Origin of the sequence: Burkholderia sp. COPS, from assembly GCF_019425585.1 — a bacterium.
Taxonomy (GTDB): Bacteria; Pseudomonadota; Gammaproteobacteria; order Burkholderiales; family Burkholderiaceae; genus Burkholderia; species Burkholderia cepacia.
Genome location: NZ_WIXR01000008.1, coordinates 103,493 through 127,619 on the forward strand (window position 1 = coordinate 103,493; position 24,127 = coordinate 127,619).

Sequence of the window (24,127 nt, forward strand, 5' to 3'; positions counted from 1 at the left end):
TTCGCGTCGAAACCGGCCGTTCCCGGCCGGACGCATCACACGACGCTGCGCTTGATCGCCTGCAGTTCGGCCGTCGTCACGATCTTCTCGATCCGGAATCGCGGGCTTTCCAGCCACACGTTCGCGATCCGCCGGTACTCGTCGAGATCCTCGCACGCGAGCCGCACGAGAAAATCGAACGTGCCGCTCACGAGCCAGCAATCGAGCACGGCCGGATTCGCACGCATCTCGTCCTCGAACGGCGCCTGCGAACGCCCGTGGTCGGCCAGCACGATCTGCGCGATCACGACGATCGGCTTGGTCGCGCGCGGCGCCTTGATCACCGCACGGTAGCCCTCGATCACGCCGAGCGCCTCGAGCCGCTCCACGCGCGCCTGGCACGGCCGCGGCGTGAGGTTCACGAGCTCCGACAGCTTCCGGTATGAAATGCGCCCGTCGGTACGCAGGATGTCGAGGATCCGGAGATCGATCTTGTCGAGCTGCATCTTCTTGTCGGTCATCCGCGTTCGCTCCGGTCGGGTCGTGGCTGGTGCGCGGAACGTCTCCTGTTCCGCGCGGGGGCCACATTATCCGGCCGAAGCGGCCGCGCGCCAATCGGCTAGAACCGCAGCGACAGGCAGGTCAGGCCGCCGTCCATCTTGCGGAACTCGCTCGTGTCGATCACGTGCAGCGGCAGCCCGAGCGACGCGATCGCGTCGTGCACGCGCGGGTAGCCGGCCGGCGTGATCAGCGTGCCGTTCACGCGCAGCGTGTTGCCCGCGTATTCGTCGGCGGCCGAGATCGCGATCCGGCGATAGTCGGCGAATGCCGGATGCGCGGCCAGCGCTTCGGTCACGAGCAGCGTGTCGTCGCCGAGCGCGTTGACGACCGACTTCAGATGCAGGCCGGCACCCACCGGCACCGCGACGACCGAATAGCCGTAGCGCGACACGAGCGATTCGAACGCGGCGATGCCTTCGGCGTCGGTACGGCCTGTCAGGCCGATGTAGAAGCGCTTGCCGACCAGCATCACGTCGCCGCCGTCGAGACGGCCGTCCTGCATCGGCAGCAGGTCGCGATGCGCGGCGAGCGCCGCTTCGATGTGCGCCGTCTCGCCGCGCCGGGCGGGCGCACCGGGGCGCGTGATCACCGCGAATTCCGGCGTCACGACCGCGACGTCCTCGACGAAGTGCGAATCGGGAAACGCGTCCAGCGGCGGCAGTTCGGTCAGCTCGACGCCCAGCGTGCGCAGCGCGTCGCAGTATGCGTGGAACTGCGTGAGCGTCTTGTCGTAGTCGGGCGCGCCGAGCGCGGCAGTGGTCAGGCCCGCGCCACAGGACGGCGCGGGACGGCGAACGATCGCTTGCGTGAATTGCATCGACTCCTCCATGGTCAGCGCCACACCCGTTCGGCACACGGGGCGGCTGCGTTGTGTCCGGACCATTATCGGAAGCCAAATTGCGCAATTCGCGTCGATTTCGGCTGCGCCGACAGCCGATTGCGTCGAATTGCACGCTGCCCGCAGCGGATTCGGCAGACGGCCGTTCACTCATGTTGCGCAACGCGCAACCGCGTGGCGAACGGCCGCTTTCCCGTGCGACGCGGGCTAAGCGCCCGGCCCGAACCCCATCTGCGAACGGCCGAGCGCCGAGAGATCGCCCTCCCCGCCACGTCCGTCGAATTCGACCTCGAAATGGTCGGCCGGAAAATCGGGCGGGCTCTCGCCGCGCAGGAACGCGGCCCGCTGGCGCAGCAGGTACGCGTCGTTCTTCGCGCAACCAGGCGCGGCCGCGATGTACATCACGTTGCTGTCGCCGCTGCCGCGGTGCGCATCCTCGACCGCGTGCACGACGTCGCCGTGCCAGAACACCGCGTCGCCCGGCTCCATGTGCGGGATCGGCACCAGCGCATCGAGCAACAGTGCGTGCCATTCAGGCCGGATCGACAGCGCGCGACCCGGACGCGCGCCGCACAGGTCGTCGTCGGCGACATCGTCCTGCAGCGCGCGCAGCACGACATAGGCCATCGCGTTCGCAACCGGGATCAACTGCAGCGTGCCGTCGCCCGGCCCCTGCGGCGTGAGCGCGGTCCAGCCCTGGAACGTGCGGAACATCGAGCACACGGCCGGCGACGGAATCTCCTCGACGTCCGGACGGAACGCCGCATCGAACGGGTCGTAATCACGCCAGCGGCCGGCCAGCACGTGACGGTAGACCCGGCGGAAGTTCGCGCCGAGCCAGCGTTCGACGGAACCGCCGTCGACATGCGGCGACAGCCCGAGCGACGTCGAACCGGGCGGGCGGCGGCGAATCCGGTCCGCATAGGCCGGCACCTGGTCGGGATCGAAGTGCGTACGCCCGCCGTCGGCGTGCCGCCACAGGCGGTTCAGGAACACGCGCGCCTGCGTCAGCGCCGGCGACTGGCGCGCAGCCACCTGCGGCTTCGACCAATAAACGCCGTATATCTGCGGCTTGCCCGACGCAAGGTTGCCGAAATAGCGGTCCTCGGCGCGCGCATCGAGCCGCTCGGCGAAGCGGTTCGCGTCCAGGTACGCGCCGATCTCGTCGTTCCAGTCGCGCGCCTGCCGCGCATCGAATACGCGACGGATCACGACCGCGCCATGCGTGCGGATCGCTGCGACCGCGCGCGGATCGACGGTCCCGCCCGCGATGTCCGCGAACGGCACCACCGGAATCACGTCGTGGCCATGCGCATGCGCGCGGCGGATCGCGTCGACCTGCCGCGCGATGTCGCCCTCCAGCTCGCGGAACGTGGCCGCATAACCGGGCAGGTCGGCGCGCAGCCGCTTTTTCGCGTCGCGAATCGCGGCTGGCAAATCGTCAATCGTCAGTTGCATCGTGGTCTCCTCGCTGACAGGTGTCGTGATGTGCCGTCAGCGTACGGCCGGCGCGCAGCCGAGATCACCGTTATCCGGCCAACTATCGATACAATCCTGACAACCCTGAATCACTCGGGACGATGGCAGACCACGCACAGCTTGTTACCGTCCGGATCGCGGAAATAGGCGCCGTAGTAATCGCGGTGATAGTCCGGCCGCAGGCCCGGCGGCCCTTCGCAGGTGCCGCCGTGGCGCAGCGCGAGCGCGTGGCAGCGATCGACATGCGCGCGCGTCGGCGCAACGAACGCGATCGTGTGGCCGTTGCCCGGTTCGGGCGCGCGGCCGTCGAGCGGCTGGCCGAAGAAGAACAGCGGCCGGTCGGCGTCGGCCGGCATCCAGCCCGACCAGCCGTCCGGCTCGCGGAATTTCAGGCGCAGCCCGAGTTCCGCGAACAGCGGCGCGTAGAAATCGTAGGCGCGCGCGGTATCGCTGACGCCCACGCAAACATGTGAAAACATGGCATTGCTCCGTCGTGACGATCGCCCTCGATCATGCCATGGCGCGATGCCCGCCCTCTCCCGGAGGCCGCGATGAAACCGCAGTACGAGCACGTGACGTTCGCTCCCGGCTGTTCGATCCGTGTCTATCACCGCCAGCTCGCGCGCATTCCGTTCGAATGGCATCGCCATCCCGAGTACGAACTGACGCTGACGCTCAACAGCCGCGGCCGGCGCTTCATCGGCGATCACGTCGCGCACTATGCGGACGACGACCTGGTGCTCGTGCCGCCCAACCTGCCGCATACCTGGTCGTCGAACGCACGCATCGATCGCGATGCGCCCGAAGTCGCCGTCGTCATCTGGTTCGACGGCGACTGGGCGCGGCGGCTGGCCGACTGTTGTCCCGAATACGCGCCGCTGCGTTCGCTGCTGCGGCGTGCCGCACCGGGCCTGCGCTTCGACCCGGACACAGCCCGCGCGATTCGGGCGCGGCTGCCGCACCTGCTCGATCCGTCGCCCCGCACCAGGCTCGCGGCCGCGCTCGACACGCTCGCCGATCTCGCGGAAGCCGGCGGCGAGCCGCTCGCCACAGCGCACGCCTACGACCGGACCGAACGCACGACACCGCACGCCAATACGGCCGCCCCCGAAGCCGAGCGCCTCGACCGCGTGCTCGACGCGATCGACCGGCACTTCCACGAACCGCTGCGCATCGACGCGCTCGCCGCCGCTGCGCACATGTCCGAACGCACGCTGCAGCGCCTGTTCGTCCGGCATCTCGGCGAAAGCGTCGGGCGCTACGTGCAGCGACTGCGGCTCGCGCACGCGTGCCGCCATCTCGTCGGCACCGACTGGCCGATCGCGACCGTGGCCGCGCGCTGCGGCATTCCGAATGCCGCGAACTTCAACCGCCAGTTCCTCGCCGCACGCGGGATGACGCCCGGCGCCTACCGGCAGTTCTTCGTGCGGCACGGCCACGCGCCCGATGACGACGCGCCCGCACTCGACACCCGCCCGCCGTCGCTGGAGCATCGCGCCGATCCGGCGCGTAAATGAAAACACCCCGACGGGATGACCCGTCGGGGTGTCGTGGCGTTGCGATTGCCCGACGCGAGCGGCCTGCCGGCCGTTCGCGCCACACACGGCTTAACGTGCGTTGAGCGGCTTCGCTTCGCGCGGCGTGTCGCCGATGAACAGCTGACGCGGACGGCCGATCTTCTGCTCCGGATCGCCGATCATTTCGTTCCACTGTGCGATCCAGCCGACCGTACGTGCCATCGCGAAGATACACGTGAACATCGACGTCGGGATGCCCAGCGCGCGCTGAACGATGCCCGAGTAGAAGTCGACGTTCGGGTACAGCTTGCGCGACACGAAGTATTCGTCTTCCAGCGCGATCTTCTCGAGCTGCATCGCGAGCTTGAACAGCGGGTCGTCGTGCAGGCCCAGTTCGTTCAGCACTTCGTAGCACGTTTCGCGCATCAGCTTCGCACGCGGGTCGTAGTTCTTGTACACGCGGTGACCGAAGCCCATCAGCTTCACGCCCGAATTCTTGTCCTTCACCTGCTTGATGAATTCGGGGATGTTGTCCGGCGAACCGATCTGCTCGAGCATGTTCAGCGCGGCTTCGTTCGCACCACCGTGCGCCGGGCCCCACAGACACGCGATACCGGCCGCGATACATGCGAACGGGTTCGCGCCCGACGAGCCGGCCAGGCGGACGGTCGACGTCGATGCGTTCTGCTCGTGGTCGGCGTGCAGGATCAGGATACGGTCGAGTGCGCGGACGAGCACGTCGTTGACCTTGTACTCTTCGCACGGGTTCGAGAACATCATGTGCATGAAGTTCGCGCTGTACGACAGCGAGTTCTTCGGATACACGAACGGCTGGCCGATGCTGTACTTGTATGCCATCGCGACGAGCGTCGGCAGCTTCGCGATCATGCGGATCGCCGACACTTCACGGTGACGCGGATCGTTGATGTCGAGCGAGTCGTGGTAGAACGCCGACAGCGCGCCGACTGCGGCGACCAGGATCGCCATCGGGTGCGCGTCGCGGCGGAAACCACGGAAGAAGAAGTGCATCTGCTCGTGCACCATCGTGTGCTTCGTGACGGTGTCGACGAATTCCTTCTTCTGCGCTGCGTTCGGCAGTTCGCCCTTCAGCAGCAGGTAGCAGCTTTCGAGGAAGTCCGCGTTTTGCGCGAGGTTGTCGATCGGGTAGCCGCGGTACAGCAACTCGCCCTTGTCGCCGTCGATGTACGTGATCGCCGAATTACAAGCTGCCGTCGACATGAAGCCCGGGTCGTACGTGAACTTGCCGGTCTGGCCGTACAGCTTGCGGATGTCGATCACGTCCGGGCCCATCGTGCCCTTGTAGATCGGCAGTTCGACGCTCGGCGAGTTGTCGCTGAACGATAGCGTGGCTTTAACATCAGACGGAGTCATGGCACATCCTCAATCGAAATAAAGAAACGGGATTCGATAACGGGCACAACGTGTCACACCTTGGCGTTACACGTTGCGCAGCATCTCCAACAGCCGGTGAATGTCCGGGCTGTCTAGGTCGCCTTCTGGTTCCTTGCGCGCGAGGAGCAAGTCCATCAGGTCGTTGTCGCTCAGATCGAGCAGGCGCGACAACGCGCCTACGTCTGCATCGGTGAGGTCATGCTCGTATCTGCCGAAGAAACGCTCGAATACGATGTCGTTTTCCAGCAGACCCCGCCGCGCGCGCCAGCGAAGGCGCGCGCGACGGTGCGGGTCGGATTGATGCGAATCGTCGCTCATTGCAGCCCGGCCTTAAACCGCGCGGCGAACCATCAGTTCCTTGATCTTGCCGATCGCCTTCGTCGGGTTCAGGCCCTTCGGGCAAACGTCGACGCAGTTCATGATCGTATGGCAACGGAACAGACGGTACGGGTCTTCCAGGTTGTCGAGACGCTCGCCGGTAGCGGTGTCGCGGCTGTCCGCGATGAAGCGGTAAGCCTGCAGCAGGCCGGCCGGGCCGACGAACTTGTCCGGGTTCCACCAGAAGCTCGGGCACGACGTCGAGCAGCTCGCGCACAGAATGCACTCGTACACGCCGTCGAGCTCGTCGCGTTCTTCCGGCGACTGGAGGCGTTCCTTCTCCGGCGGCGGCGCGTCGTTGATCAGGTACGGCTTGATCGAGTGGTACTGGTTGAAGAAGTGCGTCATGTCGACGATCAGGTCGCGCACGACGGGCAGGCCCGGCAGCGGACGCAGCACGATCTTCTGCGGCAGGTCGTTCAGGTTCGTCAGGCACGCGAGACCGTTCTTGCCGTTGATGTTCATCGCGTCCGAGCCGCACACGCCTTCACGGCACGAACGGCGGAACGACAGCGTCTCGTCCAGTGCCTTCAGCTTCACCAGTGCGTCGAGCAGCATGCGCTCATGCTGGATCTCGAGCTCGTACGTCTGCATGCGCGGCGCTGCGTCCTTGTCCGGATCGTAGCGGTAGACTTCAAAAATGCGTTTTGCCATTTCGGATTCCTTTGACTCGGCTTAGAACGTGCGCGGCTTCGGCGGCACGGAGTCGACCGTCAGCGGCTTCATTTGAACCGGCTTGTAGTCGAGGCGATCGCCTTCGCTGTACCACAGCGTGTGGCGCAGCCAGTTCTCGTCGTCGCGGTGTTCGTAGTCGCTGTGTGCGTGCGCGCCACGGCTTTCCTTGCGCGCTTCCGCCGACACCATCGTGGCGCGGGCCACTTCGATCAGGTTCTCCAGCTCGAGCGCTTCGACGCGCGCGGTGTTGAACACCTTCGACTTGTCCTTCAGGTGGATGTTTTCCACGCGCGCCTTCAGGCCGGCCATCTGGTCGACGCCTTCCTTCAGCAGCTCCGACGTGCGGAACACACCTGCGTGCTTCTGCATCGTCGAACGGATGTCGTTCGCGACGTCCTGCGTGTATTCGCCCGAGGTCGACTTGTCCAGCTTCGCCAGGCGCGCCAGCGAGAATTCGCCTGCATCGGCCGGCAGCGGCTTGTGTTCCTTCTGGCTCTTCACGTGCTCGACGATGTGGTTGCCGGCCGCACGGCCGAACACCACGAGGTCCAGCAGCGAGTTCGTGCCGAGGCGGTTCGCGCCGTGCACGGACACGCACGAGCATTCGCCCACTGCGTAGAAGCCGTTGACCGGATCCTTGTGACCGCGCGACGTGCCGACGACCTGGCCGTGGATGTTGGTCGGGATGCCGCCCATCTGGTAGTGGATCGTCGGGACGACCGGGATCGGTTCCTTGATCGCGTCGACGTTCGCGAACTTCAGCGCGATTTCGCGGATCGACGGCAGACGCTTCATGATCGTCTCGGCGCCGATGTGCGACAGGTCGAGCAGCACGTGATCCTTGTTCGGACCCACGCCGCGGCCTTCCTTGATTTCCTGGTCCATCGAACGCGACACGAAGTCACGCGGCGCCAGGTCCTTCAGCGTCGGTGCATAGCGTTCCATGAAGCGCTCGCCGTTCGCGTTGCGCAGGATACCGCCTTCGCCGCGCACGCCTTCGGTGATCAGCACGCCCGCGCCGGCCACGCCGGTCGGGTGGAACTGCCAGAACTCCATGTCCTGCAGCGCGATGCCCGAGCGCGCAGCCATGCCGAGGCCGTCGCCGGTGTTGATGAACGCGTTGGTCGATGCCGCGAAGATCCGGCCTGCGCCGCCCGTCGCGAACAGCGTCGTCTTGCCTTCCATGATGTAGACGTCGCCCGTCTCCATCTCGAGGGCCGTCACGCCGAGCACGTCGCCGTCCGCGTCGCGGATCAGGTCGAGCGCCATCCATTCGACGAAGAACTGCGTCTTCGCTTCGACGTTCTGCTGGTACAGCGTATGCAGCAGCGCGTGACCGGTACGGTCGGCGGCCGCGCATGCGCGCTGGACCGGCTTCTCGCCGTAGTTCGCGGTATGGCCGCCGAACGGGCGCTGGTAGATCGTGCCGTCCGCATTGCGGTCGAACGGCATGCCGAAGTGTTCGAGTTCGTACACGACGTTCGGCGCTTCACGGCACATGAACTCGATCGCGTCCTGGTCGCCGAGCCAGTCGGAGCCCTTGATCGTGTCGTAGAAGTGGAAGTGCCAGTTGTCTTCGCTCATGTTGCCGAGCGACGCACCGATACCGCCCTGCGCGGCCACCGTGTGCGAACGCGTCGGGAACACCTTCGACAGCACGCCGACCGACAGGCCCGCGCGCGACAGTTGCAGCGCTGCGCGCAAGCCGGAGCCGCCCGCGCCGACGATCACGACGTCAAACTTGCGGCGCGGGAGATTAGTTTTGATTGCAGCCATTCTTTACACTCTCCAGAGAATCTGCGCGGCGTAGCCCGCACATGCGAGCAGCCAGACGATGGTCAGCGATTGCAGCAGCAGGCGCACACCGACGGGCTTCACGTAGTCCATCCAGATGTCGCGCACGCCGACCCATGCGTGGTAGAAGAGGGAAAGCAGCATCACGAAGGTCGCGAGCTTCATCCATTGCGCGGCGAAGATCGATGCCCAGCCTTCGTACGAGAAATCGTGCGCGCCGAAGAACAGGACGAGCAGAATGACCGTGTAGACCGCCATGATCGTGGCGGTGATGCGCTGCGCAAGCCAGTCGCGCAGGCCGTAATGTGCGCCGACGACGAGGCGCTTCGAGCCGATTCGGTTATTGGCTGCCATTTTCTTAGAATGCTCCGAACAGTTTGAGTGCCATGGCGATCGTCAGGGCGATCGAGACGACAAAGACGACGACTGCCGTCCGCTTGCCGCCTTCCTTCGTGACGGCGTCGTGGTTGACGTCCATCAGCAGGTGGCGAATGCCGGCGCAGAAATGGTGGAAGAAGGCCCACGACAGTGCGAGGACGATCAGCTTGACGATGATGTTGGAGAGGAAAGCCTTGAAGACTTCGAAGCTGAGCTCGGACGTGAGGCTCTGGTCGAAGAGGAACAGCAGGAACGGCAGGAACAAGAACAGCAGCGCGCCGCTGACTCGATGGAGAATCGACAATATCGCTGCCAGCGGCATGCGATATTTCATCGTGATATCGGCGAATCCGATGTTCCGGTATTCCGGCCTCGGCTTTCTTACTGCATCAGTCATGCTAGACCCCTACTATGTTGTCACACTAATCCGCGATTTTAGCGCCTTTTTATATCGCGCTGCAGCGAAAGTCTGCTCTGGATAGTTGCGCGAACTAGAACAAAAGGCGGCCCGAAACGTGCTTCGCGAGCGTGGGAAACGCGAACGCACTCGGCTTGAGCCGAAACTCCGTCAACTCAAGTCATTCTGATAGTAGTACCCGGTTGTGACATACCAGCCGCGACGCACCTCCACCGGCCGGTCACCATATGTATAGGACACGCGCTCGACCGACAGCAACGGAAAACCCGCCGGCACGTGCAGCAGGTCGGCCACCGCCGGCTCCGCCGCCACCGCGCGGATCTTCTCCGTCGCGCGAATCATCCGCGTGCCGAACTCCGTCTCGAACATCGCGTAGAGCGGCCCCTTGTACTCGCTCAGCCGCTCGAACGTGAGCCCGCGGAACATCGCGCCCGGCAGCCAGATCTCGTCGAGCACCGTCACTTCGTTCTCGAACTCCAGCAGGCGGCGCACCTGCACGACCGGATCGGCCGGCTTCAGGTCGAGCTGCCGCGCGATCTCGGCCGGCGCGCGCAGGCGCCGGCATTCGAGCAGGCGGCTCACGTGCGGATGCTCGGCACCGTCGTCGGCCAGCAGGCGCAGGAAGCGGAACTGCGCGCGATCTTCATTGTGCGTCGCAACAAAAGTACCCTTGCCCTGCCTCCGGACCACGAGGTTTTCCGCGGCCAGTTCGTCGATCGCCTTGCGGACGGTGCCCTGGCTGACCTTGTAGCGGGCCGCGAGCTCCACCTCGCTCGGGATGATCTCGCCCGGCTTCCATTCACCGGATTCGAGACTTTGCGTGATCAATGACTTAATCTGCTGGTATAACGGGCTGAACGTCGGCGACGGCGGCGCCGCAGGCGAAGGCGCGGGATCGCTCGCGCCCGGCTGCCCTGGGCCGCCTGCGCCGGTCTGATTCGCGGTATTCGCCTGGTTCGATGTCATGGCGCGCATTTCATCACAAACCGCACTTTTTCGTCCACTCAATTTCCGCAAAACATCTGTCTTATATAAGACATATGATACCGTTTGACTTTGCGCGTGACGGCTCCTACACTCCCGGTCGAGCAAGGGTTCGCGGGTGCAAAAGCGCGTCCCCGGCTACGTGCCACGGCCGTCTCCAGGTTCACCGCGTCTGCCATCGCGAGTCCTCCGCCCTGCTTCAATGCAACGCTTCGCACAACGCGCATAGAATGGCGTTTTCGCTAGCGTCCAACGCTTCACCCGTCCTGGAGATTTTCAATGGCTAAGCCCGCAAAGCGCGTTGCCGTCACCGGCGCCGCAGGTCAAATCGCTTACTCCCTGCTGTTCCGCATCGCGAACGGCGACCTGCTCGGCAAGGACCAGCCGGTCATCCTGCAACTGCTCGACCTCCCGCAAGCCCAAGCCGCCGTCAAAGGCGTCGTGATGGAACTCGACGATTGCGCGTTCCCGCTGCTGGCGGGCGTCGTGATCACCGACGATCCGAAGGTCGCATTCAAGGATGCCGACGTCGCACTGCTGGTCGGCGCACGTCCGCGCTCGAAGGGCATGGAGCGCAAGGACCTGCTGTCGGCGAACGCCGAAATCTTCACGGTTCAGGGCGCTGCGCTGAACGAAGTCGCCAGCCGCGACGTGAAGGTGCTGGTCGTCGGCAACCCGGCGAACACGAACGCCTACATCGCGATGAAGTCGGCGCCGGATCTGCCGAAGAAGAACTTCACGGCGATGCTGCGCCTCGACCACAACCGCGCGCTGTCGCAGCTCGCAGCGAAGTCGGGCAAGCCGGTCGCCTCGATCGAGAAGCTCGCCGTGTGGGGCAACCACTCGCCGACGATGTACCCCGACTTCCGCTTCGCGACCGCCGAAGGCGAATCGCTGCTGAAACTGATCAACGACGACGTGTGGAACCGCGACACGTTCATCCCGACCGTCGGCAAGCGCGGCGCGGCGATCATCGAAGCGCGCGGCCTGTCGTCGGCGGCGTCGGCAGCCAACGCGGCGATCGACCACGTGCGTGACTGGGTCCTCGGCACGAACGGCAAGTGGGTCACGATGGGCATCCCGTCGGACGGCTCGTACGGCATCCCCGAAGACATCATCTACGGCGTGCCGGTCGTGTGCGAAAACGGCGAGTACAAGCGCATCGAAGGCCTGGAAATCGACGCATTCTCGCGCGAGAAGATGGACGGCACGCTGGCCGAGCTGCTCGAAGAGCGCGATGGCGTTGCCCACCTGCTGAAGAACTAAGCATCACGTGCCTTTGCCGGGCGGCTCTCGGGCCGCCCGGTTCCGGCCCGGGCCGGCGCCAGCCGCCGGCCCGGCCGTACGATCGGATCCGCGCCCGTTTTGCCGCCCCGCGCCCGCGCGCACGGGCCCAGAACGCGCCCGAATCCGATTTTCTCCACGTTGACCCGCTTCCCTGACGTAGACGAGATGGCCGCGCTCACTCCTGCACAAGTGCTGTACGACGGGGCGTCCCCGCCCGCGATCCTGCCCTGTTGCGATCACTACGCGGGCAGCGAAAAGCTGATGCGCAAGTCGCTCGCGCTGCAGGCCGAAACGGGCCCCGTGTTCGACATCACGCTCGACTGCGAAGACGGCGCGGCCGTCGGCCAGGAAGCCGCGCACGCGGCACTCGTCGCCGACATGCTCGGCAGCGACGAAAACCGCTTCGGCCGCGTCGGCGTCCGCATCCACGACTTTTCCCATCCGCACTGGCGCGACGACGTGCGCATCGTGCTGCGCGCGTCGCGCGCCCCCGCCTACATCACGCTCCCGAAGATCGCGAGTGCCGCCGACGCAGCCGAAATGACCGCGTTCATCGAAGGCACGCGCCGCGAGCTCGGCATCGCGCAGCCGATCCCGGTCGACGTGCTGGTCGAGACGCACGGCGCGCTCGCGCAGGCGGCCGCCCTCGCCGCGCTGCCGACGGTCGGCACGCTGAGCTTCGGGCTGATGGATTTCGTCTCCGCGCACCATGGCGCGATTCCCGATGCCGCGATGCGCTCGCCCGGCCAGTTCGAGCACCCGCTCGTGCGCCGCGCGAAGCTGGAAATCGCCGCGGCCTGCCACGCGCACGGCAAGACGCCGTCGCACAACGTGACGACCGAGGTGCGCGACATGAGCGTCGTCGCCGCAGATGCGCGCCGCGCGCGCGACGAATTCGCCTTCACGCGGATGTGGAGCATCCACCCCGCGCAGATCCGCCCGATCGTCGACGCATTCGCACCGCGTACCGACGAGGTCACGCTGGCCGCCGAGATCCTGCTGGCCGCGCAGGCCGCCGACTGGGGGCCGACACGCCACGGTGATACGCTGCACGATCGCGCGAGCTACCGGTATTACTGGTCGGTGCTGCGCCGCGCGCGGGCCACCGGCCAGCCCGTACCGGCCGAGGCCGCGCCGCTGTTCGGCCCGGCCGCCGCGGGCAGTGCGCCGTAAGCGCGCGGCGCCCGCCGATACACGAGTTTCATGCATTCGACGACACGCGAACCGGATAGAGGTTTGCGAAACGACAAAAAACGTAACGGAGCCCGAAAACCTGATATGGACGCGGCCAAATAGGTGAAAATAGCGGCCGCTGCGCGCTTTCGGGGCGCGTGCAGTTTCAAACCGGCCGGCAATTCGATTGCCGGCCCTTGTCAACTGATTATCGAAAGGTTCTGACTCCATGAAGAAACTCCTGATCGCTACCGCCATCGGCGCCTTGTCCGCCACGATGCTGGTGTCGGCTCCGAGCGCGTTTGCCCAGGGTACGACCACGACGACCGCAAAGAAGGCAACGGCCAAGCGCCCGGCGCCGGCCAAGCGCATCATCCCGCGCAGCAAGAAGGCACAGGCACGCGCCGCAGCCAAGGTCGATCCGGTACCGGACGGCGCGGTCAAGTGGTCCTGCAAGGAAGGTCTGTCGTTCGACCTCGCCGGTGACATGAAGCGCGACCAGGTGGTCACGGTTCACTGGGCGAAGAAGAACTACAAGCTGCCGCGTCAGGCCACGACGACGGGCGCGGACACGTTCTACGATCCGGCAGCAGGCTTCAAGCTGATCGTGATCCCGACCAAGGCGATGCTGTTCTCCGACGCAAACGGCGGCGAGCGCCTCGCGGACGAATGCGTGACGCCGGAAATGGCACAAGGCACGCCGGCACCGACGCAGTCGAACGAGCTGAAGCCCGCAACGAACTAAGCGCGTTCCCATCGGCCCCTCGATGTCCGCCCCGGTCTCCAACGTCCGCCCTGCTCCGGATACGGTACTCGTCGATATCGTCGACTACGTGCTGAATGCCGGCATCGACAGCGCGCTCGCGCTGGAGACGGCGCGTCATTGCCTGATCGACACGCTCGGATGCGGACTCGAGGCGCTGTCCTACCCTGCCTGCACCAAGCTGCTCGGCCCCGTCGTGCCCGGCACGATCGTGCCGAACGGCGCGAAGGTGCCCGGCACGTCCTTCCAGCTCGATCCCGTCCAGGCCGCGTTCGGCATCGGCGCGATGATCCGCTGGCTGGACTTCAACGACACCTGGCTCGCCGCCGAATGGGGCCATCCGTCCGACAATCTCGGCGGCATCCTGGCGACGGCCGACTGGCTCTCCCGCACGGCCGTCGCGGCCGGCAGGAAGCCGCTCACGATGCGCGACGTGCTGGTCGCGATGATCCAGGCCCACGAGATCCAGGGCTGCCTCGCACTCGAGAATTCGTTCAATGCGGTCGGGCTCGACCACGTGCTGCTCGTGAAGGTCGCATCGACGGCCGTCGTCGGCCGGCTGCTCGGGCTCACGCGCGACGAGCTGATCAACGCGGTGTCCAACGCGTTCGTCGACGGCCAGGCGCTGCGCACCTACCGCCACGCGCCGAACACGGGCTCGCGCAAATCATGGGCGGCCGGCGACGCGACCTCCCGCGCGGTGCGCCTCGCGCTGATCGCGAAAACGGGTGAAATGGGCTACCCGTCGGCACTCACCGCCAAGACCTGGGGCTTCTACGACGTGCTGTTCGACGGCAAGCCGTTCCGCTTCCAGCGCCCGTACGGCACGTACGTGATGGAAAACGTGCTGTTCAAGATCGCGTTCCCTGCCGAATTCCACGCGCAGACGGCCGCCGAGGCCGCGCTGCAGCTGCATGCGCAGCTCGCCGCCGCGGGCCGCACGACCGACGACATCAGCCGGATCACGATCCGCACGCATGCGGCCGCGATCCGCATCATCGACAAGCAGGGCCCGCTCGCCAATCCGGCCGACCGCGACCACTGCATCCAGTACATGGTCGCCGTGCCGCTGCTGTTCGGCCGGCTGACCGCGGCCGATTACGAAGACTCGGCCGCCGCCGATCCCCGCATCGACGCGCTGCGCGCGAAAACGGTCTGCGTCGAGGATCCGCAGTTCACGAAGGATTACCACGACCCGGACAAGCGCTCGATCGCGAATGCACTGACGATCGAGTTCACGGACGGGTCGAAGCTTGCCGAGGTGGCGGTCGAATACCCGCTCGGCCATCGGCGGCGGCGTGCGGAAGGCATCCCGCTCCTGGTCGAGAAGTTCAGGACCAACCTTGCCCGCCGCTTCCCGGCAAAGCAGCAACAAGCGATTCTCGACGTGTCGCTGGACCAGGCAAAGCTCGAAGCGATGCCGGTCGATGAGTACGTCGACTTGTATGTGATATAGCCGTCATTTACAGGACACGTAGTTTCCTAGCCTTAAACCCAGGAAAATCACCATGGCCCACAATCTCCACAAGACCCTCAAGGAATTCGACAGCGGTTCCGGCAAAGGCAAGTTCTACTCGCTGCCGCAGCTCGGCAAGGAACTGAAGACGAAGATCGAACGCCTGCCGGTGTCGATCCGTATCGTGCTCGAGTCCGTGCTGCGCAACTACGACGGCAAGAAGATCACCGAAGAGCACATCGAGCAGCTCGCGAACTGGAAGCCGACCGCGAAGCGCGTCGACGAGATTCCGTTCGTGGTGTCGCGCGTCGTGCTGCAGGACTTCACGGGCGTGCCACTGCTCGCCGACATCGCGGCCATGCGCGGCGTCGCGGAGCGTACGGGCAAGAACCCGAAGAAGATCGAGCCGCTGGTCCCGGTCGATCTCGTCGTCGACCACTCGGTCCAGATCGACTACTTCCGCCAGAAGGACGCGCTCGACCTGAACATGAAGCTGGAATTCCAGCGCAACAACGAGCGCTACCAGTTCATGAAGTGGGGCATGCAGGCATTCGACACGTTCAAGGTCGTGCCGCCGGGCGTCGGCATCGTCCACCAGGTGAACCTCGAGTACCTGGCGCGCGGCGTGCACAAGAAGGCCGACGGCGCGGACACCGTGTACTACCCGGACACCCTCGTCGGCACGGACAGCCACACGACGATGATCAACGGCATCGGCGTGGTCGGCTGGGGCGTGGGCGGCATCGAGGCGGAAGCCGGCATGCTCGGCCAGCCGGTGTACTTCCTGACGCCGGACGTCGTCGGCGTCGAGCTGAAGGGCAAGCTGCGCGAAGGCGTGACGGCCACCGACCTGGTGCTGACGATCACCGAAATGCTGCGCAAGGAGAAGGTCGTCGGCAAGTTCGTCGAGTTCTTCGGCGAAGGCACGAAGTCGCTGTCGCTGCCGGATCGCGCAACGATCGGCAACATGGCGCCGGAATACGGCGCGACGATGGGCTTCTTCCCGGTCGACGAAAAGACGATCGACTACTTCGAAGGCACGGGCCGCACGAAGGCGGAAATCGCCGCGTTCGAAAACTACTTCAAGGCGCAGAAGCTGTTCGGCATCCCGAAGGCCGGCGACATCGACTACACGAAGGTCGTGACGCTGGACCTGACGACGGTCGCCCCGTCGCTGGCCGGCCCGAAGCGCCCGCAGGACCGCATCGAGATCGGCCACGTCAAGTCGACGTTCACCGACCTGTTCTCGAAGCCGGTCGCGGAAAACGGCTTCGCGAAGAAGGCGGACGACCTCGGCACGCAGTACACGACGAGCAACGGCGTCGACGTGAAGAACGGCGACATCCTGATCGCCGCGATCACGTCGTGCACGAACACGTCGAACCCGAGCGTGCTGCTGGCCGCCGGCCTGCTCGCGAAGAAGGCGGTCGAGGCTGGCCTCACGGTCGATCCGAAGATCAAGACCTCGCTCGCGCCGGGATCGCGCATCGTCACCGAGTACCTGACGAAGACGGGCCTGCTGCCCTACCTGTCGAAGCTCGGTTTCGAAGTCGCGGCGTATGGCTGCACGACCTGTATCGGCAACGCGGGCGACCTGACGCCGGAGCTGAACGAAGCGATCACGAAGAACGACATCGTCGCGGCAGCCGTGCTGTCGGGCAACCGTAACTTCGAAGCGCGTATCCACCCGAACATCCGCGCGAACTTCCTCGCGTCGCCGCCGCTCGTCGTCGCGTACGCGATCGCCGGCAACATCACGCGCGACCTGATGACCGAGCCGGTCGGCAAGGGCAAGGGCGGCCGCGACATCTACCTCGGCGACATCTGGCCGACGAGCGACGAAATCCACGCGCTGCTCAAGTTCGCGCTCGATCCGAAGAAGTTCGAGGACAACTACTCGAAGCTGACCAAGAAGGGCGACCTCTGGAGCAAGATCGAGGGCGAATCGGGCCAGGTCTACGACTGGCCGAAGTCGACCTACATCGCCGAGCCGCCGTTCTTCGGCAACGACTTCTCGATGGAACCGGCTGCATCGATCCCGACGGTCAAGGGCGCGCGCGCGCTGGGCATCTTCGGTGACTCGGTCACGACCGACCACATCAGCCCGGCAGGCTCGATCAAGGAAGACTCGCCGGCGGGCAAGTGGCTGAAGGAAAACGGCGTGCAGAAGGCCGACTTCAACAGCTACGGCTCGCGCCGCGGCAACCACGACGTGATGATGCGCGGCACGTTCGCGAACGTCCGGATCAAGAACCTGATGATCCCGGCGAAGGCAGACGGCACGCGCGTCGAAGGCGGCCTGACGATCCACCAGCCGAGCGGCGAACAGCAGTCGATCTACGATGCAGCGATGCAGTACGTCGCAGCAGGCACGCCGACCGTCGTGTTCGCGGGCGAAGAATACGGCACGGGCTCGTCGCGCGACTGGGCCGCGAAGGGCACGCAGCTGCTCGGCGTGAAGGCCGTGATCGCACGCAGCTTCGAGCGTATCCACCGCTCGAACCTGGTCGGCATGGGCGTGCTGCCGCTGCAGTTCAAGGGCTCGGACAGCGTCCAGTCGCTCGGCATCACCGGCGACGAGACGTTCGACATAGAAGGCCTCGGCGACGACTTCAAGCCGCAGCAGGACGTCACGCTCGTGATCAACCGCAAGAACGGCGAAACGCAGCGCGTGCAGGTCCTGCTGCGCATCGATACGCCGATCGAAGTCGACTACTACAAGCACGGCGGTATCCTGCCGTTCGTGCTGCGTTCGCTGCTCGCAGCGTAAGCGCCCTGCTTTTGCAGGTGCCGCAGCCGCCTCGCGGGCGGTTGCGGCCGATTTGGATGCCCGACCTCGTGTCGGGCTTTTTTTTGCCTGTTCGCGTCACGCAATGTTGCCGATTGTCAGGCTCGTCACGCCGCCTTGTCGCCGCGCGCCTTCGCGCCCGCTCCCCGTGCGTTCTTCTTCAAGTGGGTGCGGTTGTATTCGATCGCCGCGCGCACGAGGGTCTTCAGCGCTCGCTTGTCGAGCCGGTCGCCTTCGAAGAAGTCGATCGCGCGCCGCGCATTGCCGTCCAGGCCGTCATTGAACAGCCCGCCAGGATCGGGCAGATGCGCGCCATGCATGAAGGTCAGCTTCACCTTGCCCTTGTGCGCGTTCGCCACCGCGATCATCCCGTCGCACGACCATACGGGGCTGCCCATCCACTTCCATTCCTCGACGATGCTGTCGTCGGCGGCGAGGATCGTCTGACGGAGGTCGGCAAAGAACGGGCCGCGCCAGTCGGCGATGCCGGCGATCAGCGCGTCGATGCGCTCCGACGGCGTGAGGTCCGTTGCGTTCATGCGCGGGCCTCCGTGCCTTCGTCGGGACGCGCCAGCACCTGTTCGAGCGACTCGAGGAACCGCACCCAGCCGTGCTGCGCACCGCGGTATGCCTGCTCCTGGTCCGTGCGGAAGCCGACCTGCTCCATCCGCAGGTGCGTGCCGGCCGGCGTCGGCGTGAGCGTCCACGTGACGACGCTTTCGAGGCCGTACGCGGCCCACGTGTAGGACAACACGCGCGGCGGCTCGATCGTCAGCACCGTGCAGTCGACCGAGCCCCAGTCGGCGCGGAAGCTGAAGGCGCGGCCCGCGACGGGTTCAAAGTCGCTCTTCATCAGCCACGCCTCGATCAGGTGCGGTTGCGTGAGCGCGCGCCAGATCTTCTCCGGCGGATGCGGCAGTTCGCGGTCGACGACGACGGAACGCGTTTCGGTGGTGGTCTGGTTCATTACTGGTCGATCCTTTTCAGAAGATCTTCGAGGGCGTCGAACCGGTTCTGCCAGAAACCTGCCATCTGGCTCGTCCAGTCGATCAGCGGGGCCAGCGCTTGCGGCTGTGCGCTGTAGTGCGTCTGCCGGCCTTCGTGACGGTCGTTCACGAGCCCGGCCTGCTTCAGGACACCGAGATGCTTCGACACGGCCGGCTGCGACACACCCGCATGGGCCGTCAGCGCGGCAACCGTCAGCTCGCCGTCCGCGCACAGCCGCTCGAACAGCGCGCGGCGGGTGGGATCGGCAAGGGTTCTGAAAAGCATGTCGTGTGTGTTCTGCATGTCGTTCAAAATTCATAACTCGTTGGTTATGGATTGAAGGATAGCCGCCAATCGATGCACGTCAAGGCGGAATTTCACGGGCCGCGTCGTGCAATCCGGTGCGGGTCTGCTGCTCACCCATCGGCGCGCACCCCCGCCCGGATTCGAGCGTTTCCTCTAATCCGCATGGGCGACACGCGATCCGAAAGCCGCCTGCAAGACTGCCCGACGCGCTGTTCCACAGTTCGGGAAACGTTTGCGTTCGACCGGCCCGTTTCTTGTGCACGCGCGAATCCGTTCCTGCCGCATCGCTTCGTTTGACCACATAGTGCGACGCGGCATGCGGCAACGACCGGTCGCATGCCACGCGTTCACGCGTCGATCCACTCCGCGATCGCGCACGTTCCGGCGCGGCGACGAGCGACTCGTGCGTGCGAACGTCGCGCTTTGCCGCGCCGTCGTGCCACGAACCGGTTCCGTTCGCCACGCGCACGATCGCCTGCGCATACGACGCTGCGCGTGCACGCCCACACCCCGATGTCAGAACTGACAGCTATGGAAACTGGCAGCTACCTGAACGGTAGCGACGCCCTACGCTCGTCACCGCTCGCGACCCCACAAGGGTCGAGGGCTCCAGCAACGTCGTCTCTCCTAAAAAGGACTCCCGATGAAAAGGAACGCCTGGTTTGCCCTGCCCCTGCCGTCGCCCCGCCGCCTCGCGTGCGTGGCCCCCCTCGTGTTCGCTGCCGCTGCGGCGCATGCGGCGACGGACTGGGTCGATACCCATACGAAGGCCTTTCTGACCGGCCCGCAGTTGATGGCGCGCAGTGCGGCGCCGTCGCTCGAACTCGCGGCCGGCGAAACGACCGACGTCGTCGTCAGCCTGAAGCTGCGCAATGCCGCGCAGCTCAAGCAACTGGCGCGCGACGTGAACCGGCCCCGCAGCGCGCATTACCGCCAGTACCTCACGCACGAGCAGTTCCTCGCCAACTACGCGCCGACCGATGCGCAGGTGAAGTCGGTCGTCGACTATCTGCACAAGAGCGGCTTCGTGAACGTCGAGGTCGCACCGAACCGGTTGCTGGTGTCCGCACGCGGCACGGCCGGCACCGTGAAGACCGCATTCAACACGTCGCTCGTGCACTTCGAATACGCGGGCCGCTCGGGCTTCGCCAACACGTCGACCGCGCAGGTGCCGCGCGCGCTCGGCGATGTGGTCGGCTCGGTGCTCGGGCTGCAGAGCGTCGCACGCGCGCGGCCGCTGCTGCGCATCGGCAACGTGTCGAAGCCGCAGGCGCTCGCGGCCGGCACGGCGACCGGCCACTATCCGAAGGAATTCCCGGGCCTCTACAACGCGACCGGCGTGCCGACCGCAGCCGGTGTCACCGTCGGCATCATCACGATCGGCGGCGTGTCGCAGACGCTGCAGGACCTGAAGCAGTTCACGTCGAGCAACGGTTACGGCACCGTCTCGACGCAGACCGTCAAGACCAACGGCTCCGGCGGCAGCTACACCGACGACCAGGACGGCCAGGGCGAATGGGATCTCGACAGCCAGTCGATCGTCGGCTCGGCCGGCGGCCAGGTCGGCAAGCTCGTGTTCTACATGGCGGACCTCAACGCCAGCGGCAACACGGGCCTCACGCAGGCGTTCAACCGCGCGGTGTCGGACAACACCGCGAAGGTGATCAACGTGTCGCTCGGCTGGTGCGAAACCGACGCAAACGCGGACGGCACGCTCGACGCCGAGGAACAGATCTTCACGACGGCAGCGGCGCAAGGCCAGACCTTCTCGGTGTCGTCGGGCGACGAAGGCGTGTACGAGTGCAACAACCGCGGCTATCCGGACGGCTCGAACTACACGGTGTCGTGGCCGGCTTCGTCGCCGCACGTGCTCGCGATCGGCGGCACGACGCTCTATACGACGTCGTCGGGTGCGTTCTCGAACGAGACGGTGTGGAACGAAGGGCTCGACGGCAACGGCAAGCTGTGGGCGACGGGCGGCGGCGTTAGCACGATCCTGCCCGCACCGTCGTGGCAGTCGGGCAGCAACCGCCAGTTGCCGGACGTGTCGTTCGACGCCGCGCAAAGCACCGGCGCGTACATCTACAACTACGGCCAGTTGCAGCAGATCGGCGGCACGAGCCTCGCCGCGCCGATCTTCACGGGCCTCTGGGCACGCCTGCTCGCGGCGAACGGCACGGGCCTCGGCTTCCCGGCCGGCAATTTCTATGCGGACATTCCGTCGCGTCCGTCGCTCGTGCGCTACGACGTCGTGTCGGGGAACAACGGCTATCAGGGGTATGGCTACAACGCAGGCACCGGCTGGGATTACACGACCGGCTTCGGCAGCCTGAACATCGCGAACCTCAACCAGCTGATCAAGTCGGGCGGGTTCTGAGCGAAGCCTGAAGGCCGGTGCGCGGCGGCAGGTTGCCGCGCACCGGCTCGTGACTTGCCCTTGCCTATTCCGCCGCGCGCTCGCTCACGCGCTCGGTGGTCGCCGCCGCCACGCCGGCCCGATGCGACGGCGCAAAGAGCCGCAACCCGCTCGCGACACTCGCCGCCCCGGCGAACCCCGCACCGAGCATCAAAGCAAGCGTCGGCCCGTGGCGCCCCGCGATCCCGAACGACAGCGCGACGAGCGCCGCACCGGTCGCCTGCCCGATCAGCCGCGCGGTCGCGATGATCCCGCTCGCGCCGCCGCTGCGCTCGGGCGGCGCGCTCGACATCAGCGCCTTCAGGTTCGGTGACTGAAAGAAGCCGAAGCCCGCACCGCACAGCATCATCCGCCAGCCGATGTCGATCACGCCCGGCGCCGCCGGAAATGCGGCGAGCGACACCATGCCCGCGCTCAGCAACGCAAGACCGATCGCGCCGAGCAGGCCCGGCGGATAACGATCCGACAGCCGCCCCGCGATCGGCGCGGCGAGCGCGACGATCGCCGACCACGGTGTCATCAGGAACCCCGTCTCGACCGCGTTGCGATGCAGGACGGTTTCGAAATAGAACGGCAGCGACACGAACGCGAGCCCCTGCGCGGCGAACGCGCACACGGCGGTCAGCGCGGACAGCGTGAACACCGGCCGGCGAAACAGGTCGACCGGCAGCATCGGCGCCGGGTGGCCGGCCTGGCGGCGAATCAGCAACCAGCCGAATGCGAGCGCGACCGCGGCCGACGCGAACACGATCGAAAGCGGCCCGCGCTGCGCGAATTCGCCGAGCGCGAAGATCAGCGACGCGAACGTGATCACGTTGAACAATGCGGCGACCGGATCGAATACGTGCTTGCCGCGCGCCGTCTGCGGCAGCGACGGAATCGCCACCGCGAGCGCGAACACGCCGAGCGGCACGTTCACCGCGAACAGCCACGGCCACGCGGCGACCGACAGGATCAGCGACGCGATGGTCGGCCCCACCGCGAACGACACGCCAACGACGAGCGCGTTGAAGCCGACGCCGCGCCCGAGCCGGTGCGCGGGGAACAGGCCGCGGATCAGCGCGACGTTGACGCTCATGATCGCGCTCGCGCCGAAGCCCTGCACGATCCGCGCGGCCGTCAGCATCGGCAGCGTCGACGCGAGCGAGCAGCCGAGCGACGCGAGCGTGAACACCGCGAGCCCGGCGATATACACGCGCTTGTGGCCGACGATGTCGCCGAGCGACGCGAACGGCAGCAGCGTCGCGACCATCGCGAGCTGGTATGCGTTGATGATCCATACGGACGCGGCCGGCGATGCATGCAGGTCGGCGGCGATCGCGGGCAGCGCGGTGTTCGCGATCGCGGTGTCGAGCGTCGCGAGCGCGACGGCCAGCAGCACGGCGGACATCGCGCGCCAGTTGACGGCCGGCTCATGCGCGCCGGCGGGGGTAGCGAATTCGGACAAGATGACGGCTCGGCTGACGAGCGACGCGTTGCGCCGCGTCGCGGATTGGACTCGCGGCGGCGTTCCGGTCGCACCGCACGGAACGCGCGCCGCCGCGCCCCGTATTGTTGCAGAGCCGCATCGAACGTGCAGGCGGCCGCCTCGTCAGTCAGCGAAATGAAAGCAATGCACGGTCACGCATGACACGTGGCGACTCGGATGCCGGGGGCAGGCCCGCCCGCTCAGCTCACCGCGCGCCGCGCATTGCGTCCGCGCAGCCATTCGAGCGCAAGCAGCAGGCTCGTCGAGAAGATGATCAGGATCGTGGCGAGCGCGGCGATCGTCGGGCTGATGTTCTCACGGATGCCCGTGAACATCTGGCGCGGCAGCGTGGTCTGGTCCGCACCGGCGAGGAACAGCGTGACGACGACTTCGTCGAACGACGTCGCGAACGCGAACAGCGCGCCCGACATCACGCCCGGTGCGATCACCGGCAGCGTCACGCGGAAGAAGGTCGACACCGGATTCGCGCCGAGCGACAGGCTCGCGCGCACGAGGTTCTGGTTGAAGCCCTGCAGCGTCGCCGCGACCGTCGTCACGACGAACGGCACGCCAAGCGCCGCGTGCGCGGCGATCAGCCCCGTGTAGGTGTTCGCGAGCCCGAGCGGCGCGAAGAACAGGTACATGCCGACGCCGACCACGACGACCGGCACGATCATCGGCGACAGCAGCACGGCCATCAGCAGCCCCTTGCCGCGGAAGTCGGCCTTCGTGAGACCGATCGCAGCGAGCGTGCCGAGCACCGTCGCGACGACGGTGGCCGACGGCGCGACGATGAAGCTGTTCTTCGCGGCCATCCGCCACTCGTCCGACGCGATCAGGTTCTCGTACCAGCGCATCGAGAAGCCCGGAATCGGATAAACGAGGAACGTGCTCGACGAAAACGACAGCGGCACGATCGCGAGCACCGGCAGGATCAGGTACAGCAGCGTCAGCACGACGAGCACGCGCAGCGCGACGTACCACGCGCGCTCGACGAACGACATGTGCGGCGCGAACAGCGGCCTGGCGAGTTTCATGGTCGGATTCCCCTTCCCGTTTCGTTGTGCGC

23 protein-coding genes are annotated in these 24,127 nt (G+C 66.1%); 7 read left to right on the top strand and 16 right to left on the bottom strand.

The window, feature by feature from the left end; all coding sequences use genetic code 11:
- Positions 1-35: 35 nt before the first annotated feature.
- The 4 genes from FOZ70_RS05660 to FOZ70_RS05675 all read right to left on the bottom strand — a co-directional run bounded on the left by FOZ70_RS05660 (position 36) and on the right by FOZ70_RS05675 (position 3,336).
- The gene (locus FOZ70_RS05660) at positions 36-500 is read right to left on the bottom strand and encodes an Lrp/AsnC family transcriptional regulator (RefSeq protein ID WP_021158710.1); all 465 of its coding nucleotides are present in this window, start codon (positions 498-500) and stop codon (positions 36-38) included.
- Between the two features lie 98 nt (positions 501-598).
- Positions 599-1,357, bottom strand: coding sequence for an arginine deiminase family protein (locus FOZ70_RS05665; protein ID WP_021158709.1), 759 nt, complete (start codon positions 1,355-1,357; stop codon positions 599-601).
- 228 nt (positions 1,358-1,585) lie between these two features.
- Entirely contained in the window at positions 1,586-2,836 is a 1,251-nt protein-coding gene (locus FOZ70_RS05670; protein WP_219705157.1) for a DUF1479 domain-containing protein, read from the bottom strand.
- A gap of 110 nt (positions 2,837-2,946) precedes the next feature.
- Positions 2,947-3,336 carry a VOC family protein gene (locus FOZ70_RS05675; protein ID WP_021158706.1) on the bottom strand — a complete coding sequence of 130 codons (390 nt, stop codon included), beginning with the start codon at positions 3,334-3,336 and terminating at the stop codon, positions 2,947-2,949.
- A gap of 72 nt (positions 3,337-3,408) precedes the next feature.
- Between FOZ70_RS05675 and FOZ70_RS05680 the strand changes: the two genes are divergently transcribed.
- Positions 3,409-4,374 carry an AraC family transcriptional regulator gene (locus FOZ70_RS05680; RefSeq protein WP_219705158.1) on the top strand — a complete coding sequence of 322 codons (966 nt, stop codon included), beginning with the start codon at positions 3,409-3,411 and terminating at the stop codon, positions 4,372-4,374.
- A 90-nt stretch (positions 4,375-4,464) separates the two neighbouring features.
- On the opposite strand, the gene gltA is transcribed toward FOZ70_RS05680, so the two are convergent.
- The 7 genes from gltA to FOZ70_RS05715 all read right to left on the bottom strand — a co-directional run bounded on the left by gltA (position 4,465) and on the right by FOZ70_RS05715 (position 10,405).
- The gene (gltA, locus tag FOZ70_RS05685) at positions 4,465-5,766 is read right to left on the bottom strand and encodes a citrate synthase (protein ID WP_011355741.1); all 1,302 of its coding nucleotides are present in this window, start codon (positions 5,764-5,766) and stop codon (positions 4,465-4,467) included.
- Between the two features lie 66 nt (positions 5,767-5,832).
- Positions 5,833-6,105, bottom strand: a complete 273-nt coding sequence (locus tag FOZ70_RS05690; RefSeq protein WP_011548107.1) for a succinate dehydrogenase assembly factor 2 — start codon at positions 6,103-6,105, stop codon at positions 5,833-5,835.
- Between the two features lie 12 nt (positions 6,106-6,117).
- Complete coding sequence (locus tag FOZ70_RS05695; protein WP_006479352.1) at positions 6,118-6,819, bottom strand: succinate dehydrogenase iron-sulfur subunit; 702 nt, start codon at positions 6,817-6,819, stop codon at positions 6,118-6,120.
- 21 nt (positions 6,820-6,840) lie between these two features.
- Positions 6,841-8,616 (bottom strand): succinate dehydrogenase flavoprotein subunit, encoded by a 1,776-nt coding sequence (gene sdhA / locus FOZ70_RS05700; protein WP_021158704.1) that lies wholly within the window; start codon positions 8,614-8,616, stop codon positions 6,841-6,843.
- Positions 8,617-8,619: 3 nt separating this feature from the next.
- Entirely contained in the window at positions 8,620-8,988 is a 369-nt protein-coding gene (gene sdhD / locus FOZ70_RS05705; RefSeq protein WP_011355745.1) for a succinate dehydrogenase, hydrophobic membrane anchor protein, read from the bottom strand.
- A gap of 4 nt (positions 8,989-8,992) precedes the next feature.
- Positions 8,993-9,409 (bottom strand): succinate dehydrogenase, cytochrome b556 subunit, encoded by a 417-nt coding sequence (sdhC, locus tag FOZ70_RS05710; RefSeq protein ID WP_021158703.1) that lies wholly within the window; start codon positions 9,407-9,409, stop codon positions 8,993-8,995.
- Between the two features lie 171 nt (positions 9,410-9,580).
- Positions 9,581-10,405: a GntR family transcriptional regulator gene (locus FOZ70_RS05715; RefSeq protein WP_034196031.1), complete on the bottom strand. Its 825-nt coding sequence runs from the start codon at positions 10,403-10,405 to the stop codon at positions 9,581-9,583.
- Between the two features lie 288 nt (positions 10,406-10,693).
- Between FOZ70_RS05715 and FOZ70_RS05720 the strand changes: the two genes are divergently transcribed.
- The 5 genes from FOZ70_RS05720 to acnA all read left to right on the top strand — a co-directional run bounded on the left by FOZ70_RS05720 (position 10,694) and on the right by acnA (position 17,863).
- Entirely contained in the window at positions 10,694-11,680 is a 987-nt protein-coding gene (locus tag FOZ70_RS05720; RefSeq protein ID WP_027791119.1) for a malate dehydrogenase, read from the top strand.
- A gap of 186 nt (positions 11,681-11,866) precedes the next feature.
- The gene (locus tag FOZ70_RS05725) at positions 11,867-12,874 is read left to right on the top strand and encodes an aldolase/citrate lyase family protein (protein ID WP_124588397.1); all 1,008 of its coding nucleotides are present in this window, start codon (positions 11,867-11,869) and stop codon (positions 12,872-12,874) included.
- Positions 12,875-13,103: 229 nt separating this feature from the next.
- Positions 13,104-13,619: a hypothetical protein gene (locus FOZ70_RS05730; protein ID WP_027791117.1), complete on the top strand. Its 516-nt coding sequence runs from the start codon at positions 13,104-13,106 to the stop codon at positions 13,617-13,619.
- Positions 13,620-13,641: 22 nt separating this feature from the next.
- Positions 13,642-15,093 (top strand): bifunctional 2-methylcitrate dehydratase/aconitate hydratase, encoded by a 1,452-nt coding sequence (locus tag FOZ70_RS05735; RefSeq protein ID WP_059493498.1) that lies wholly within the window; start codon positions 13,642-13,644, stop codon positions 15,091-15,093.
- 52 nt (positions 15,094-15,145) lie between these two features.
- The gene (gene acnA / locus FOZ70_RS05740) at positions 15,146-17,863 is read left to right on the top strand and encodes an aconitate hydratase AcnA (RefSeq protein ID WP_219705160.1); all 2,718 of its coding nucleotides are present in this window, start codon (positions 15,146-15,148) and stop codon (positions 17,861-17,863) included.
- A gap of 125 nt (positions 17,864-17,988) precedes the next feature.
- Here acnA and FOZ70_RS05745 read toward each other — a convergent pair whose 3' ends face one another.
- Genes FOZ70_RS05745 through FOZ70_RS05755 form a run of 3 tightly spaced genes read right to left on the bottom strand, consistent with a single transcriptional unit; the run spans position 17,989 to position 19,171 of the window.
- Complete coding sequence (locus FOZ70_RS05745) at positions 17,989-18,420, bottom strand: DUF1801 domain-containing protein (RefSeq protein WP_175851551.1); 432 nt, start codon at positions 18,418-18,420, stop codon at positions 17,989-17,991.
- On the bottom strand, positions 18,417-18,848 hold the full coding sequence (locus FOZ70_RS05750; protein ID WP_021158696.1) for an SRPBCC domain-containing protein: 432 nt from the start codon (positions 18,846-18,848) through the stop codon (positions 18,417-18,419). Before FOZ70_RS05750 ends, FOZ70_RS05745 begins: the two co-directional genes overlap by 4 nt.
- On the bottom strand, positions 18,848-19,171 hold the full coding sequence (locus FOZ70_RS05755) for a metalloregulator ArsR/SmtB family transcription factor (RefSeq protein ID WP_042974255.1): 324 nt from the start codon (positions 19,169-19,171) through the stop codon (positions 18,848-18,850). Before FOZ70_RS05755 ends, FOZ70_RS05750 begins: the two co-directional genes overlap by 1 nt.
- 646 nt (positions 19,172-19,817) lie before the next feature.
- Here FOZ70_RS05755 and FOZ70_RS05760 point away from each other — a divergent pair.
- Complete coding sequence (locus FOZ70_RS05760; RefSeq protein ID WP_219705162.1) at positions 19,818-21,551, top strand: S53 family peptidase; 1,734 nt, start codon at positions 19,818-19,820, stop codon at positions 21,549-21,551.
- 64 nt (positions 21,552-21,615) lie between these two features.
- Here the strand turns inward: FOZ70_RS05760 and FOZ70_RS05765 are convergent, their stop codons facing one another.
- Positions 21,616-23,037 carry an MFS transporter gene (locus tag FOZ70_RS05765; protein ID WP_219705164.1) on the bottom strand — a complete coding sequence of 474 codons (1,422 nt, stop codon included), beginning with the start codon at positions 23,035-23,037 and terminating at the stop codon, positions 21,616-21,618.
- A 221-nt stretch (positions 23,038-23,258) separates the two neighbouring features.
- Positions 23,259-24,095 (bottom strand): ABC transporter permease, encoded by an 837-nt coding sequence (locus FOZ70_RS05770; RefSeq protein ID WP_027791109.1) that lies wholly within the window; start codon positions 24,093-24,095, stop codon positions 23,259-23,261.
- Positions 24,096-24,127: the final 32 nt, after the last annotated feature.